The organism is Rhizobium sp. NPDC090279 (genome assembly GCF_044769665.1).
Classification (GTDB): domain Bacteria; phylum Pseudomonadota; class Alphaproteobacteria; order Rhizobiales; family Rhizobiaceae; genus Rhizobium.
Window position 1 is genome coordinate 1 of the sequence record NZ_JBIVYI010000007.1, and the last position, 16,011, is coordinate 16,011.

General features: G+C 61.4%; 15 protein-coding genes. 10 read left to right on the forward strand and 5 right to left on the reverse strand.

Translation table 11 applies throughout. The annotated features are described in order from the left end of the window. Together ACIQWP_RS18100 and ACIQWP_RS18105 are read left to right on the forward strand one after the other, a co-directional pair. A partial coding sequence (locus ACIQWP_RS18100; RefSeq protein WP_402789924.1) for an electron transfer flavoprotein subunit alpha/FixB family protein occupies positions 1-882 on the forward strand: 882 nt, incomplete at its 5' end. A gap of 145 nt (positions 883-1,027) precedes the next feature. Then, entirely contained in the window at positions 1,028-1,906 is an 879-nt protein-coding gene (locus tag ACIQWP_RS18105) for a 3-hydroxybutyryl-CoA dehydrogenase (RefSeq protein WP_402789927.1), read from the forward strand. Between the two features lie 44 nt (positions 1,907-1,950). On the opposite strand, the gene ACIQWP_RS18110 is transcribed toward ACIQWP_RS18105, so the two are convergent. After that, on the reverse strand, positions 1,951-3,807 hold the full coding sequence (locus ACIQWP_RS18110) for a tetratricopeptide repeat protein (RefSeq protein ID WP_402789929.1): 1,857 nt from the start codon (positions 3,805-3,807) through the stop codon (positions 1,951-1,953). A gap of 120 nt (positions 3,808-3,927) precedes the next feature. Beyond that, positions 3,928-4,593 carry a TlpA disulfide reductase family protein gene (locus ACIQWP_RS18115; protein WP_402789932.1) on the reverse strand — a complete coding sequence of 222 codons (666 nt, stop codon included), beginning with the start codon at positions 4,591-4,593 and terminating at the stop codon, positions 3,928-3,930. Between the two features lie 23 nt (positions 4,594-4,616). On the opposite strand from ACIQWP_RS18115, the gene argH reads away from it, so the two are divergent. From argH to ACIQWP_RS18140, 5 genes are all read left to right on the forward strand, one after another. Next, positions 4,617-6,017: an argininosuccinate lyase gene (gene argH, locus ACIQWP_RS18120; RefSeq protein ID WP_402789935.1), complete on the forward strand. Its 1,401-nt coding sequence runs from the start codon at positions 4,617-4,619 to the stop codon at positions 6,015-6,017. A gap of 160 nt (positions 6,018-6,177) precedes the next feature. Further along, positions 6,178-6,372 (forward strand): lipoprotein, encoded by a 195-nt coding sequence (locus ACIQWP_RS18125; protein ID WP_015341316.1) that lies wholly within the window; start codon positions 6,178-6,180, stop codon positions 6,370-6,372. A 13-nt stretch (positions 6,373-6,385) separates the two neighbouring features. Beyond that, a complete protein-coding gene (gene lysA, locus ACIQWP_RS18130; RefSeq protein WP_402789939.1) occupies positions 6,386-7,657 on the forward strand; it encodes a diaminopimelate decarboxylase in 1,272 nt (423 codons plus the stop codon). 358 nt (positions 7,658-8,015) lie between these two features. Continuing rightward, entirely contained in the window at positions 8,016-10,793 is a 2,778-nt protein-coding gene (locus ACIQWP_RS18135; RefSeq protein ID WP_402789942.1) for a TIGR02302 family protein, read from the forward strand. Between the two features lie 53 nt (positions 10,794-10,846). Continuing rightward, positions 10,847-11,272 carry a cupin domain-containing protein gene (locus ACIQWP_RS18140; protein WP_402789944.1) on the forward strand — a complete coding sequence of 142 codons (426 nt, stop codon included), beginning with the start codon at positions 10,847-10,849 and terminating at the stop codon, positions 11,270-11,272. A gap of 46 nt (positions 11,273-11,318) precedes the next feature. Here the strand turns inward: ACIQWP_RS18140 and ACIQWP_RS18145 are convergent, their stop codons facing one another. The 3 genes from ACIQWP_RS18145 to ACIQWP_RS18155 form a co-directional block, all read right to left on the reverse strand. Continuing rightward, positions 11,319-11,678 (reverse strand): response regulator, encoded by a 360-nt coding sequence (locus tag ACIQWP_RS18145; RefSeq protein WP_402789947.1) that lies wholly within the window; start codon positions 11,676-11,678, stop codon positions 11,319-11,321. A gap of 157 nt (positions 11,679-11,835) precedes the next feature. Further along, positions 11,836-12,384, reverse strand: a complete 549-nt coding sequence (hpt, locus tag ACIQWP_RS18150; protein ID WP_402789950.1) for a hypoxanthine phosphoribosyltransferase — start codon at positions 12,382-12,384, stop codon at positions 11,836-11,838. A gap of 197 nt (positions 12,385-12,581) precedes the next feature. Beyond that, entirely contained in the window at positions 12,582-13,247 is a 666-nt protein-coding gene (locus ACIQWP_RS18155) for a hypothetical protein (RefSeq protein WP_402789953.1), read from the reverse strand. Positions 13,248-13,457: 210 nt separating this feature from the next. On the opposite strand from ACIQWP_RS18155, the gene ftsE reads away from it, so the two are divergent. The 3 genes from ftsE to ACIQWP_RS18170 all read left to right on the forward strand — a co-directional run bounded on the left by ftsE (position 13,458) and on the right by ACIQWP_RS18170 (position 15,945). Next, the gene (gene ftsE / locus ACIQWP_RS18160; RefSeq protein WP_402789956.1) at positions 13,458-14,117 is read left to right on the forward strand and encodes a cell division ATP-binding protein FtsE; all 660 of its coding nucleotides are present in this window, start codon (positions 13,458-13,460) and stop codon (positions 14,115-14,117) included. Next, positions 14,110-15,153 carry a cell division protein FtsX gene (locus ACIQWP_RS18165; protein WP_402789959.1) on the forward strand — a complete coding sequence of 348 codons (1,044 nt, stop codon included), beginning with the start codon at positions 14,110-14,112 and terminating at the stop codon, positions 15,151-15,153. Before ftsE ends, ACIQWP_RS18165 begins: the two co-directional genes overlap by 8 nt. Positions 15,154-15,228: 75 nt before the next feature. After that, positions 15,229-15,945 (forward strand): YdcF family protein, encoded by a 717-nt coding sequence (locus ACIQWP_RS18170; protein ID WP_402789962.1) that lies wholly within the window; start codon positions 15,229-15,231, stop codon positions 15,943-15,945. The last annotated feature ends 66 nt before the right edge of the window (positions 15,946-16,011 follow it).

The following is a 16,011-nucleotide window of genomic DNA, read 5'->3' on the forward strand; positions in this document are numbered from 1 at the left end:
CAGACCGCCAAGGCGCTGACGGCGGCCGCCAAGATCGGCGGCGAGGTTCATATTCTTGTTGCGGGCTCGGGAGCCAAGGCCGCAGCCGAACAGGCTGTCAAACTGTCAGGCGTTTCCAAGGTGCTGGTTGCCGAGGATGCGTCGCTTGCCAACAATCTTGCAGAGCCCTTAGCGGCGCTGATCGTATCGCTTTCCGGTTCCTACGACACCATCATCGGTGCCGCCACCTCGGTCGGCAAGAACGTGCTGCCGCGCGTTGCCGCCCTTCTCGACGTCGCCCAGGTCTCGGAAATCATCGAAGTGGTCTCGGCCGATACCTTCAAGCGGCCGATCTATGCCGGCAATGCCATCCAGACGGTGCAGTCGACTGACGCGAAGAAGGTCATCACCGTGCGCACGGCCTCGTTTGCCTCCGCCCCCGAAGGCGGCAATGCTGCGATCGAGACGGTGTCGGCTGCCGCGAACCCCGGTCTCTCCACCTTCGTCGGCGATGCGCTGTCGTCTTCGGATCGTCCGGAACTGACCTCCGCCAAGATCATCATCTCGGGCGGCCGTGCGCTCGGCTCGGCGGAAAAGTTCAAGGAAGTGATCCTGCCCGTCGCCGACAAGCTCGGGGCTGCCGTCGGCGCAAGCCGCGCTGCCGTCGATGCCGGCTATGCGCCGAACGACTGGCAGGTCGGCCAGACCGGTAAGGTGGTGGCGCCGCAGCTCTATATCGCCTGCGGCATCTCCGGCGCCATCCAGCATCTGGCCGGCATGAAGGACTCGAAGGTCATCGTCGCCATCAACAAGGACGAGGAAGCCCCGATCTTCCAGATCGCCGACTATGGCCTCGTCGCCGATCTCTTCGAAGCGCTGCCGGAACTCCAAAAGGCGCTGTGATCGCGCCGATTGATCTTCTCGCAGTTGCGAGAGACTGGAAAATCGTCTCTTATAGGTCTATCAATCTTTGCCGGGCTAGAAATGGCCCGGCAAATTTGTGGTTAAGAGCATAGCGCATCGCCAGGAGCGCGCCGGGGAGTTGGCAATGAGTTCGCTGAAGACGATCGGTATTATCGGCGCGGGTCAGATGGGCTGCGGCATCGCCCATGTATCCGCCATGGCCGGCTACAAGGTCCATATCTACGACCTCTCGCAGGATCGCATCGAAAGCGGATTGGCCACCATCAACGGCAATCTTGCCCGCCAGGTCGCCTCCGGCAAGATGACCGACGAGGAACGCAAGGCAGCTCTTTCCCACATCACCGGATCGGCCGATCTCAACGATCTCGCCCAGGTCGATCTCGCCATCGAGGCCGCGACGGAAGACGAAAGCGTCAAGCGCAAGATCTATGCGCAGGTGTGTCCCGTCCTGAAGCCCGAGGCATTGCTCGCCACCAACACCTCGTCGCTGTCGATCACCCGGCTGGCCTCCGCCACCGACCGTCCCGAACGCTTCATGGGCATCCACTTCATGAACCCGGTTCCGGTGATGAAGCTGGTGGAATTGGTGCGCGGCATCGCCACCGATGAATCGACCTTCTCCACCGCCAAGAACTATGTCGCCTCGCTGGAAAAGACGATCACCGTCGCCGAGGACTTCCCCGCCTTCATCGTCAACCGCATCCTGCTGCCGATGATCAACGAGGCGATCTACACGCTCTATGAAGGTGTGGGTACCGTCGATGCCATCGACACCGCCATGCGGCTCGGCGCCAACCACCCGATGGGTCCCCTGCAGCTTGCCGACTTCATCGGCCTCGACACCTGCCTGTCGATCATGCAGGTGCTGCATGACGGGCTCGCCGACTCCAAGTATCGCCCCTGCCCGCTCTTGGTAAAATATGTCGAAGCCGGCTGGCTCGGCCGCAAATCCGGCCGCGGCTTCTACGACTACCGCGGCGAAGTTCCGATTCCGACGCGGTAATCGTCAAACCTGACCTCGCCAGAAATCAGGTCGTCCGTGGGCAACTATGCGCTCTGCGCCCAGGATGTACCGGCAGCCGAAACCGTAGAGCGGTACTCGTTGGCTCGCCGCTCCAGAAGTCGCTCGAACGCCTGTTTGATTCTGGTCACATGCGGTGTCTTGTACTCAAAGCCGATATTGTGAAGGTGGATCAGCATCGACGCGTTGACCTCGAAGATCACCACCCTGCCCTGGGAATCGAGCGAGCAGTCGATCCCAAAATAATCGAGACCGATCTGGCGGCGGATGGCATCAAGGGCAGCCATGCCTTTTGGCCCGAAAACACGGCGGGGCTCATTGAGAAAAGCCTCTTCCTCCCTGCGCATCCATTCGACGCTGGCCATGCGCGTCGAGGCATGATGTACCTTCCAGCCATCGCCGATGGCCAGATGATAGGGAAGGATCTGGTCCTCGACGAAGATGAAGCGATATTTGCGAAAAAGCCCATCGGGTGAGCTGTAGTTGACGAAATCAGTCAGATAGAGGGTCTGATCTCCGGCCTCTTCGGCAAAGCGCAACAATGCGTCGGCATCCCCGGCCAGCTCCATCATGTCGCCGCCGTGCTTGCCCGCATGACGTACGATCAGCGGAAAGGCATTCGTATCGCCGTCACGCACCCGCCGCCGCAGATCCTTAGCCTCGATCCGAACCGTCGCCGGCATGACGGCATCCGCAACACCGGTCAACCGCCGCGAGATGGATTCGCGATCCGTCGCCAGCATCAGCCGCGGATGATTGACGACCGGCCTGTGCAGGCAATCGGCGAGATCGATAGCGGACGCCATGACGTCTAGGCCAAAATCGGTTTCCGAAACGAGATTGACGACGACATCAACCCGGTCGCTGCAGTCTCGCGGGTCATTGCGATAATTGCGCAGGACAAACATCACCTCGCTATCGAAGCAACCGTCTCTGATCAGATCCTCATAAGGTGTGTTGCCGGCCTCGGGCGAGAAGAGCAGGAGCGCTCGGAACTTTGCCGGCTTCCTCGCTGCCGGGTAATTGCGCACCACGCCCATATCGGCGACGATTTGAAAACAGATATGCGCAGCCGCAGGATTTCCGAACCTGAGTTCGAGCTTTCCGCAAAGCACCAAGGCGTCGCGATCGCTCGGTTCGACACGCAGCGCCCGCTGCGCCGTGACCAGGGCTTCGCTGTAGCGCCCCGTCGCCTCCAGCGCCTGCGCCTTGTGGCAGAGGCAGCGGAAGTCCTCGGGAAAGCGCGACAGCCCTTTGTCATAGGTTGCGATTGCCTTGTCGTAGTCGCCGTATTTCTGCAGGAGGTCGCCAAGTCGCGACCACGATGTCACGTCTTCGGGTGACAGATGGCAGCTGCGCAAAGCCGCCTGCATGGCCTCTGGCACATTGCTCAGCGACTCCATGACCTCGCCGCGTTTGGCAAGGGCCAGACTATAGTCGCTTTTGAGGGAGATTGCCCGATCGAGACTCGAAAGCGCTTCGATCGACCGTCCCAGCTCTTGAAGCACAGTCCCCTGATGGTACCAGAACACCGCCTCGTCAGGCTGTGCGGCAACCGCTCTGTCGTAGCACCGCAACGCCCGGCCAAAGTCGCCACAGTTCTGATATGCCGTGCCGAGACCGGATATCGCATGAACATAATCTGGCTTGAGGTTGAGCGCCGTTTCGAACCACGAGACAGCATCCTGCGGCCTGCCGACCTGCAGCAGCAGAAATCCCAGCATGTTGCACATAACCGGTTCGCGGCTGACAAGCTCGCGGACCGATAGCAACACGTTGATGGCATCCTGGTAATTGCCGGCATCCATCAAAATCTCGGCCTGGGCCAAGACAGAGGGAACCGCCGATGCATCGGTCGAAGCATACGCTGGAGATTGGTTCATCTGGATCGATTTTCAAAAAAGTGCCTGGGGTGATTCCAGCCTCTCAGTTGGGGCTTACCCGAGGATGACTTTCATTCGATCAGTTCCAAATCTTCTGCCAGACGACCCGCGCAAACGGCTTCATAACGCTGTCGCAGCCTTCACCAGCTTCTTGGCATCCTCGCTGTCCCAGACCGCCGGCCCGTTCATGGCGGACAGCAGGCAGCCCTTGTCGTCGATGAGCAGCGTCACCGGCAGGCCGAAAGCCAATCCCTGCTTCTTCAGCACGTTGAACACGCCCATGGTGCTGTCGCGATAGTAACCGAGCTTGTCGATCGCATATTCCGTGCGGAACGCCTTCGGCTTTTCGTCGTCGCCCGTGTCGATGTTGACGGCAACCACCTCGAACTTGTCACTGCCGGTGCTCTTCTCCAGCGCGTTCAATGCTGGCATTTCCTCGCGGCACGGCACGCACCATGTCGCCCAGACGTTCAGCAGCACGGTCTTGCCGGCAAAGCTTCCGATCGACAGCGGCTGACCGTCCGCACCCTTGAAGGAGACATCCTTGAGCGAGATCGGCGCCGGCGGCAGGCTCATGGCGGCGACCTGCCCCTTGGTAAAGGGCGTCAGCGCGGCGGCACGATCCCTGGCCGTCCCGCATTGATCGGCCGAGGCCGTTTCACCAATGCCATTGCCATACCCTGCCTCCTTCACGTATACCGCTGCCGCACCGGCAATGACCCCAGCGACGGCGGCAAGCATAACGAGTTTCATGGACGGCAGACCGAACGGCTTCTTTGCTGTCATTTCATTCTCCAGGTGGGCATCTCATGACTGACGGCACGGACACCAAATCCTCCAACCAGATGTGGGGCGGGCGTTTCGCTTCCGGCCCCGCAGCCATCATGGAGGAGATAAATGCATCGATCGGTTTCGACAAGAAGCTGTTTGCACAGGATATCCGCGGCTCAATCGCGCATGCGGGTATGCTCGCCCATCAAGGCATCATTTCAACCGAGGATAAAGACAAGATCGTTCACGGGTTGAACACGATCCTGTCAGAGATCGAAAGCGGCAATTTCGAATTCTCGCGCCGTCTCGAAGACATCCACATGAACATCGAGGCGCGGCTCGCGACCCTGATCGGCCCGGCTGCCGGCCGTCTGCACACCGCCCGCTCGCGCAACGACCAGGTGGCGCTCGATTTCCGCCTTTGGGTAAAGGAAGAGCTGCAGAAATGCGAACAAGCGCTGACCGAGCTGATCTCCGCCTTCCTCGACCGCGCCGAAGAACATGCCGAAACCGTCATGCCGGGCTTCACGCATCTGCAGACGGCGCAGCCCGTCACCTTCGGCCATCATTGCATGGCCTATGTCGAGATGTTCGGCCGCGACCGTTCGCGCGTACGCCATGCCATCGAGCATATGGATGAATCGCCGATCGGCGCCGCGGCCCTTGCCGGCACCGGCTTCCCGATCGATCGCCACATGACCGCCAAGGCCCTCGGCTTCCGCGAGCCGACCCGCAACTCGATCGATACCGTCTCCGACCGCGATTTCGCCCTCGAATTCCTGTCGATCGCCGCGATTGCCGGCATGCATCTGTCGCGTCTTGCCGAAGAGATCGTCATCTGGTCGACGCCGCAATTCGGCTTCGTGCGCCTGTCCGACGCCTTCTCCACCGGCTCCTCCATCATGCCGCAGAAGAAGAACCCGGATGCCGCCGAGCTCGTGCGCGCCAAGACCGGCCGCATCAACGGTTCACTCGTGGCGCTCCTGACCATCATGAAGGGCCTACCGCTCGCCTATTCCAAGGACATGCAGGAAGACAAGGAACAGGTGTTCGACGCCGCGGAAAGTCTGGAACTGGCGATCGCCGCCATGACCGGCATGATGCGCGACATGACGATCAACACCGCTCGCATGAAGGCCGCCGCCGGCTCCGGCTACTCCACGGCCACCGACCTTGCCGACTGGCTGGTACGCGAGGCAGGCCTGCCCTTCCGCGACGCCCATCACGTGACGGGACGTGCCGTGGCGCTTGCCGAAAGCAAATCCTGCGAGCTGGCGGAATTGTCGCTCGCAGATCTGCAGGCGATCCATCCCGACATCACCGACAAGATTTTCGATGTTCTGACGGTCGAGGCCTCGGTCGCCAGCCGCAAGAGCTTCGGCGGCACGGCACCGTCGGAAGTGCGCAAGCAGATCGCCTTCTGGCGCGCCCGCAACTGAAAAGACTGACGAAAACGGGACTCAAACAATCGGGGTGCACAAGCGCGGGAAACTTCGCTAAGAAGAGTGACTTTCGCGCTAGAACCAAAGAAGTAGAGCATGATGCCGAAAACCGCTCACACTTTTCGGCATCATGCTCTAGTCGCCCAAGAGGATTTCGATGCAGATCAACATGCCGCACATCATCCGCCTGACCGTCGTGCTTTCGGTCGTCGGCCTTGCCGTCGTCGGATGTGGCCGCAAAGGCCCTCTCGATCCTCCGAGTGCTCATGCGACCAAAGGCGGTGACGTCTCCAAGCCGACGAAGGAGCCGGGTACGGAGGACAAGAAGTTCTTCCTCGACCCGCTTCTCTGATTAGGCAGCGACCGTGAACCATTTTGAGTATCGCGACGGCATCCTCTACGCGGAGGATGTTCCGGTCCCCCAGATCGCCAAGGCGGTCGGCACGCCCTTCTACGTCTATTCGACGGCAACGCTGGAGCGCCACTATCGCGTCTTCGCGGAAGCCTTCGGCGATGTCGATGCCATGGTTTGCTACGCCATGAAGGCCAATTCCAATCAGGCGGTGCTGAAGACGCTCGGCCGTCTCGGCGCCGGCGTCGACGTCGTCTCCGTCGGTGAGCTGCGCCGCGCGCTGGCGGCCGGCATTCCGGCAAGCCGCATCATGTTCTCCGGCGTCGGCAAGACGGCGCAGGAAATGGACGTGGCGCTCGAAGCCGGCATCTATTGCTTCAACGTCGAATCCGAACCGGAACTGGAAGTGCTGAACCAGCGCGCCGTCCGCGCCGGCAAGATCGCCCCCGTTTCCTTCCGCATCAATCCGGATGTCGATGCCCGCACCCATGCGAAGATTTCGACCGGCAAGAAGGAAAACAAGTTCGGCATCTCCTGGCAGCGCGCCCGCGCCGTCTATGACCGCGCCGCCAGCCTGCCGGGTATCAATGCCACCGGCATCGACATGCATATCGGCAGCCAGATCACCGAGCTGCAGCCTTTCGACGATGCCTTCAAGCTGCTGCGCGATCTCGTGGAAACGCTGCGCGGCGACGGTCACGATATCCATCACGTCGATATCGGCGGTGGCCTCGGCATCCCCTATCGCGACGACAACAACCCGCCGCCGCTGCCCGACGCTTACGCGCAGATCGTCAAGAACCAGCTGCGCGGCCTCAATTGCAAGATCGTCACCGAGCCCGGCCGCCTGATCGTCGGCAATGCCGGCATCCTGGTGACTGAGGTCATCTATGTGAAGGATGGTGGCGACAAGAGCTTCGTCATCGTCGACGGCGCGATGAACGACCTGATCCGCCCGACGCTCTACGAGGCCTATCACGAGATCCGGCCGGTTGCGGTCGGCGACGCCAGCGCACCGCGCATCAAGGCCGATGTCGTCGGTCCGGTCTGCGAGACGGGCGACTATCTGGCGCTCGACCGCGAGATGGCGATGCCGAAGCCGGGCGACCTTCTTGCCGTCGGTTCGGCTGGCGCCTACGGCGCCGTGCAGGCCGGCACCTATAACAGCCGGCTTCTGGTTCCCGAAGTGCTGGTCAAGGGCAATGAGTTCCATGTCATCCGCCCGCGCGGCACCTATGAGGAGCTGATTGCGCTGGATTCGATCCCGGCCTGGCTCGAAGGATAATCGGCTTCGCCCTTGAATTTGGGCGAGGAAGGGCAATCTGCCCACCACGCCCGGGCGATCACGTTTCAGCGAAGTCCGATGAAAAAACAGGCTTTGGCGCCGCTTGCCCTCGTCTTCGCCACAAAGAATGTTATCTTTGCTGAATAGGTGTCTCGCCGGGCGCCGCGAGCCTGGACGTGTGGGACGTCCGGCCATTTCCAACGGGCCACTAGAGTCGGATGATTTTAGATCGAATCGATCTAAAATCTGAATCCGCTCTAGAATGAAAGAAGTGGAGCATGATGTCGTCCGAAAACCGCTTACACTTTTCGGCATCATGCTCTGGCCATCAACTTCAGATCGGGAGAAAACCGGACCGATGACCAGCCCCAGCAACCCTAAGAAGGGCGCTTTCGCCACCCGTCCGGCGCTGGCGCGCATGGTTGCGGTCAAGCGTCTCTTTGCCCGGATTGTGCTGGTTTCCGAACAGCTTCTGCCGCGACTGCTGCTGCCGGCATCCATTCTGGCCCTGTTCCTGTCCGCTGCCTGGTTCGGCATTTTCCGCATTGCCCCGGATATTCTGCGTTTTCTGATGCTTGCCGTCTTCGCGGTCGGCTTTGCCATCTCCCTCTATCCGCTGCGCCGATTGCGCTGGCCGGAGACCGCCGAGGCAGATCGGCTGCTGGAGGAGCGCAATGGCCTCGCCCACCAGCCGGTCACGGTGCAGGAGGACGAGCCGGCGCTCGACACGCCCTTTGCCCGCGCGCTCTGGCGCGAACACCAGACCCGTATGGCCGAGCGCATCGCCGCCCTGGATGCCGGCCTGCCCAGACCCGATATCACGCGTTACGACCGTTTCGCCATGCGCGCCGTCCCGGCTTTACTGCTGGTGACGGCTTTCAGCTTTTCCATGTCCAACAGCGGCGGCTCGATCGGCGATGCCTTCACGGCATCCACCTCCATGTCGAGCAACCCGGATGTTCGCGTCGATGCCTGGGTGACCCCGCCCTATTATACAGGCGAAGCGCCTGTCTATCTCACAGGCAATGTCGACAACGCCGGCAATAGCCTGAACGTGCCGCAATTCTCCGAGCTTACGGTACGCGTTTCGGGTGCTGCGACAGATGAGAAAGTGCTGTTCCAGGCAGCCGGCGCGGAAAAGAGCATCGAAATTCCCGAGCAGGCGGCCGATGCCGACAAGCAAGGCCCGGCGGGCGCAAAGCCTGCAACTCCGCCTGTCGTACCGCCTGCCGCAAACAGCAGCGGCAATACTCCGGCTACCGAGGGAATGGTTGCCCGCACCCACGTTCTCAAGCTCGAGAAGGGCGGCGAACTGACCGTCAACGGCAAATCCTGGTCCTTCAACGTGGTCATCGACAAGCCGCCGGAGATCACCTTCGACGGCATTCCGCACGCAACGGCGAACGGCGCGCTGGAACTCGGCTTCAAGGTCAAGGATGATTACGGCGTCGAGGAAGCCCACGCCGAGATCGTACCGGTCGAATCCGATCCCGCCGCGACCCCGCTCTACGGGCTGCCGGAATACAAGCTGGAGATCCCGCGTCGCGACCGCCGCAACGGCAAGGGCCTGGCGAGCCACGATCTGACGCAGGACCCGCTCGCCGGCAAGCGCGTCCGCATCACCCTGGTTGCCAAGGATGGCGCCGGCCAGACCGGCCGCAGCGCGCCTTACGAGATGGTGCTGCCATCTCGCAATTTCAGCCAGCCGCTGGCCGCCGCCGTGGCCGAGGAACGCCAGGTCTTCGCGCTCGATACCCGCAGGATGCCGGAGGCGATCGAGCTCAACAAGTCGCTGACCATCCGCCCCGAAGAGACCATTCCCGACCTCGGCAATTATCTGGCGATCAAGTCCGCACTGACGCGGATGAAGCTCGCAAGCAGCGAAGCCTCGCTGAAGGATACGGCCGACTATCTCTGGCAGATCGCGCTCGGCATGGAAGATGCGCAGCTGACCGACGCGGAAAAGGCTTTGCGCGACGCCCAGCAGAAGCTTTCCGATGCCTTGCAACGCAACGCCTCCGACGCCGAGATCAAGAAGCTTACCGATGAGCTGCGCAAGGCGATGGACGCCTATATGAAGGAGCTGGCCGAGCGCATGCGCAACATGCCGGCCCAGCCCAACCAGCGCTCCGCCAATATCCTGCGCCAGCAGGATCTGCAGCGCATGATGGACCAGATCGAAAATCTCGCCCGCTCCGGCAATCGCCAGGCCGCGCAGCAGATGCTCTCGGAGCTGCAGCAGCTGATGAACAGCCTTCAGGCCGGCAAGCCGCAGCCAGGACAGCAGCAGAACCAGGCCGCAAACGACAAGATGCGCGAGCAGATGGACAAGCTCGGCCGCATCATGCGCGACCAGCAGAAGCTGATGGACCAGACTTTCAAGCTCGACCAGGCCATGCGCGACCGCATGCAGCGCGGCGATTCCAACGAGGATGGCGACGGCCTGATGGACCAGCCGCTGCCCGGCCTCAACGACCCGATGCGCCCGGATATGGGCCAGCGCAACCAAGGCCAGCAGGATCAGCAGCAGGGCCAGAACCAACAGGGCCAGAACCAGCAAGGTCAGAATCAGCAGGGCCAAAAGGGCAGTGATCCCACCGACGGCATGACGGCCGATCAGCTGCGCGATGCGCTGAAGCAGCTGCGCCAGCAGCAGGACGACCTCGGCAAGCAGCTCGGCGAACTGCAGAAGAACCTCGGCTCGCTCGGCATGAAACCGAACCAGAATTACGGCAAGGCCCAGCAGGAGATGAAGGGCGCGTCAGGCCAGTTGACCGAAGGCAATGGCGAAGGCGCCGTGCAGGGCCAGGGACGTGCGCTGGATGCGCTGCGCAAGGGCACGCGCGAGATGATGAACCAGCTCATGGCCCAGATGCAGCAGCAGGGACAAGGCCAGGGTCAGGGACAGATGCCGGGACAGATGGGTCAGGGCGGTCAGAACGGCCGCGATCCGCTCGGCCGGCCCCGTAATAACGACGGTCCCCTGGACACTCCCGATTCCGACATGGTGCCGAAGGTCATCGATGCCCAGCGCGCCCGCGAAATTCTCGACGCCATTCGCGAACGGCTGAGCAACAATCCCTCATTGTCGGAAGAGCGGCGCTATCTGGAGCGTTTGCTGAATCTCGGTCAATAGGGCAGCCTGCCATCGTCGTTGCCTGCCTTTCATGCTTCGTAAAGAGGGATGATATGAAGACCAAGCTTGCCAATATTTCAGATCTGCCTGTCACGACAGGACTGCCCGGTATTGCCGACGCGGATGCAAGGCTCAGCGGCAAGCACGAGATCAGACTGGCCAAGGCCGTGGGCATTACGCAATTCGGCGTGAATCTCGTCACGCTCGATCCCGGAAGCATGTCATCATCACGTCACTGGCATATGGCGGAGGATGAGTTCCTTTATATTCTGACGGGCGCCCCGACGCTGATCGACGAAAACGGTCCCCATATCCTCGGGCCTGGCGATGTCGTGGGATTCCCGGCGGGGCAACCGAATGCCCATCATTTGCTCAATCATTCCGCCGCCGCGGTGACGATGATCGTCGTTGGCTCAAGAAAGCCGGGGGAGGAAACCATCTACTATCCGGATGACGATTTCGGACCTATCCGCAAATGATGATGAAGTCGGCACAGGAAACGACTGCGCCGACAATCGACAAATTTCAAGCAGCCAAGGCTCGCGCAACCGCCTTGCGGATATCGGGCAGCGCAAATGGTTTGGCGACGACGTCGACGATCTTTTCCATGAGGTCGTCGGCGCGCTCGCGCTGCTCGGCATAGCCGGTCATCAGCAGGATCTTCATCCCCGGGCAGGCCGAATGCGCCTGATGGGCAAGCTCGATGCCGTCCATCACGGGCATGCGAATATCCGACAACAGCAGGTCGTAGCCGCCCTGCTTCAGCTTCTCCAGGCCTTCCGCGCCATCGGCAGCCTCTTCGGTCTCGTGACCGTCCAAGCGCAGCGCGCGGGCGACGAAGGTGCGAAGCGAATCTTCGTCTTCCGTGATCAGAATTTTTGCCATGGTCCGTGCTCCTGGTCCGTCATGTTCCGCGACCGAAATCACCAGAATTCCGTTTGCGATCGGTAAACGACGGACAGGCGATGGGCTCCGTGGTTAACGAGTCGTCATCGCTGGAGCAGAATGGGACAGGCGGACAGGCGCCGGCATTAACTCAGAATCAAGCCTCGACGTCGCCGGTGACGACGCCGACGAAGGGCAGTTCGCGGAAGGCGTAGGCGACATCCATGCCGTAGCCGACGACGAAATAATCCGGGCATTCGAAGCCGACATAATCGGCCTCCAGCTCTTCCTGGCGCTTGACGCTCTTGTCGAGCAGCACGGCCAGCGTGACGTTGCGGGCGCCACGCTCATAGAGCAGCTCCTTGGCAAAACGCAGCGTGCGGCCCGATTCCAGAATATCGTCGATCAAGAGGACGTCACGGTCCTTCACGTCGCTGTCGATATCCTTGACGATGCGAACGCCCTGCGAAACCGTGCCGGCGCCATAGCTCGAAAGGGTGATGAACTCGACCTCGGGAGCAAGCCCGGTCTCATGCAAGGCGCGCAGCAAATCGGCTGCGAAGATGAACGAGCCCTTGAGAATGGCGATGACGAGGAGATCTTTCGTCGGCCCGCTGGCGATTTCCTTCGCCAAGGCGTGATTGCGCTCGGCGATCTGCTCGGCAGTGAAAAGCGGCTCGATATTCTTCCCGCGTACGACAGGCATTGATTGGCATGCTCCATGGCTGCGCGGCCCGTGGCCGCCGATCAAGCCTTAGCCCGTAGCACAATCGGCAAGCCCGACACACCCCCAGAGTCGGATGATTTTAGGTCGATTCGACCTAAAATCTGGTTCCACCCCGGAATCGAATAGGCAGAGCATGATGTCGCCCGAAATCCCCTGACACTTTTCGGCATCATGCTCTAAGGCATAAAGGAAAGCCGAACATCCGGCGTTTTTCCACCGGGATGCTGCAATCGCGTCGAGAATCCGCGGCTTTCATGGGGCCCGAGGCGGTCGACCGGTGTATCGACGACAATACTCCTGACCAGCTGATTGCCGGCAAAGAGATCGGCCCGCACTTGCGGAACCGAAAGCGTGGCACCGCTGACATTCTCGATGATGCCGTTCAATCTCAATACGGGCAGGCCATTCTCATCCCGTGGCGTCAGCGTCACATGCGAAAACTGCAGCGGTTCGGTCGTCGCCTCGGCGGATGCGCCGGAGAAACCCGAGAAACCGCCCGAAAGCCCGAAAATTAGTATTGCGAGGCAGACGATAAGCGCCACGAAACTGCGCCGCGATGCCTGCTGCAAGACTTCCTCGATACCGCGCAGGACGGACAGGATGCGTGAGAAGGTGGTCTTGCGCGTCGCCGGCTGCGGCCTTGATTGCGGCCGTCCGCCGGAGCGCATGTTGACGCCCGATGCGGTTCTCCCGCGCGCGCCGGAAACGGTCACGAATTCGGCATCGACGATATCGAGCTTCGGCATGACGTAATGCGCCTGGCCAGATCCCGTTCCGCGCTCGGGCGGAATGAGGTCATAAACCAGCCCCATCTGCTGTTGACGGTGGCGAAAAGCGCCCATGATGGCCTCCCGTTGCGGTGATCCACATGGTTTCGACGCCCATTGCCAATCTGGGCATTGAAACGAATCCTGCCCAGTCGTAAATTTTATTGGTTAATGCTTCGCAAAGATCGCCATGAATGGGGCGCCTTTCCAGAAAAATTTACCGGCTGTTAATGCCATTGGTTAACAAGTCGCCTGATTGAACCCTGCGGAAGACTGGACTGCCCGTTGATTCATTTTGAGAACGTCGGTTTGCGCTACGGCATGGGTCCGGAAATCCTCCGTGACCTGAGCTTCGACATACCGAAGAAATCGTTCCAGTTCCTGACCGGCCCCTCCGGCGCCGGCAAGACGACGTTGCTGCGGCTGCTCTTCATGTCGCTGCAGCCGACCCGCGGGCTGATCCGCATGTTCGACCGGGAGATATCCTCGATCCCGCGCAGCGAGCTGCCGCTGCTTCGCCGCCGTGTCGGCATCGTCTTCCAGGATTTCCGGCTGCTCGAACATTTGACGACCTATGAAAACGTCGCGCTGCCCCTGCGCGTGCGCGGCAAGGAGGAAAGCTCGTACCGCACCGACGTCTTGGAGCTTTTGAAGTGGGTCGGCCTGGGCGAGCGCATCAACGTGCTGCCGCCGGTGCTCTCGGGCGGCGAGAAACAGCGTGCCGCCATCGCCCGCGCCCTCATCGACCGCCCGGAAATCCTGCTTGCCGACGAACCCACGGGCAATGTCGACCCGCCGATGGCGCGGCGCCTGCTCAACCTGTTCCTGGAGCTCAACCGTCTCGGCACCGCCGTCGTCATCGCCACGCACGATCTCGCCCTGATGGACCAGATCGAGGCCAGACGCATGATTCTATCGGGGGGGCATCTCGATATCTATGACTGAGCCCACCCCCCGCAGGAACGCCCCCAACGCCAGGGTCCCGCAGGCGCGACAGACGCCCGCGGCACCTGCGGAGCGCAAGCGCCCGGAGATGCGCGTTCGCCCGACCGGGCCGATCGTGCCTTCCTCCAACATTCAGGGCAACGCGCTGATCGTCGTCATTGCCATCATGGCCTTTCTCGCCTGCCTGACGCTCGGCGCGGTCAGCATGGTGCGCTCGACCGCGGCAAGCTGGGAAAGCCAGATTTCCCGCGAGATCACCATCCAGATCAAGCCCGACGACAATCTCGACATGGAAAAGACGCTGGCGAGCGCCCGCGACATCGCGCTAAGCTTCGTCGGCACCAAGTCGGGCCAGATCGTCGACGAAGCGGCGACCGCGCGCCTGCTCGAGCCCTGGCTCGGCGCCGGCCTCGACATCAAGGAACTACCGGTTCCGCGTCTCGTCATCATCACCATCGACGAGACGCATCCACCTGACTTCGAGGCGATGCGCAGCCTGCTCAAGGCGCAGATCCCGCAGGCGACCTTGGATGACCATCGCACCTGGGTCGACCGGCTGGTGTCGATGGCGCATACCACAGTCCTCATCGGTACCGGCGTCCTGCTGCTGGTCTTCACCGCCATGGTGCTGACGGTGGTCTTCGCGACGCGCGGCGCGCTGTCCGGCAACCGCCACATCGTCGAAGTGCTGCATTTCGTCGGGGCCGAAAGCACCTTCGTCGCCAATGAATTCCAGAAGCATTTCCTGAAGATCAGCCTCAAGGGATCGGCAGCCGGCAGCGGGCTCGCCGCCCTGTTTTTCGCAACGGCCGGCGTCCTGCAGAGCCATACGATCGCCACGCCGCAGACCGATCAGGCAACGGCACTCTTCGGAACTTTCTCCGTCGGCGCGCTCGGCTATGTCGGCATTCTCGCCACCATGATCATCATAGCGCTGCTGACGACGCTGACGGCACGCTTCACCGTGATGCGCACAATCTACGAGATCGATCTGATCCGTTCCGATCCCGGTCGGGCGGATAGCGTACAGAATTGACGTTTCGGTGATGTTTTTTTACCGTCTGCCAGCCCGTTCCTTGCCGCAATTGGCGTATAGTAGCGAATCATGAGCATGGATCTGACGACTCGCAAGACCGTGAGTTCGCAGACGCTGCGTGAGCAATCCCGCGGCGACAGACCTGTGCGCCGCAGCCTGTTCCGGCGCCTTTTGCGCTGGGGCGGCTTCGCCTTCATTTTCCTGGTCGCCATCGTTTTTGGCGGCTTCCTGCATTTCGCCGATTCGATCACCACCTTGAAGCCGCCGCTGGACCCGAAGGCCGACGCCATCGTGGTGCTGACCGGCGGCTATCAGCGGATCGATCAGGCCGTGGAACTGCTGCGCACGGGTGCGGGCAACCGCTTGCTGATCTCAGGCGTTCATCCGACCACGACGCCGGCGCAGATCCGCAAGCTGACGCAGAGCCCGGCCAATCTGTTCAACTGCTGCGTCGACATCGGCTATGACGCGCTCGATACGATCGGCAATGCCCGCGAAGCGGCAAAATGGATTCACGCCAGAGGCTACAAGAGCGTTCTCGTGGTGACGAACAACTATCACATGCCGCGCAGCCTGGCGGAACTGAAATATGTCGACCCATCGACCGACTTCATTCCCTATCCCGTCGTCAACTCCGATCTGAAGACCAAGAACTGGTTCACGGACCCGAATGCGCTGCGCACGATGATCGCTGAATATGCCAAGGTACTGCTCGCAGGCGCCCGCAACATCACCGGCCTCGGACGTCCTACAGGCTTGCGCTCGCGCCAACCGCTCGATGACGACGACTGAGGCATGTCGCTGAAGACACAAAACCGCGCGCGCGACGACTTTTTATTGACGCTGTAATCGTGTAGG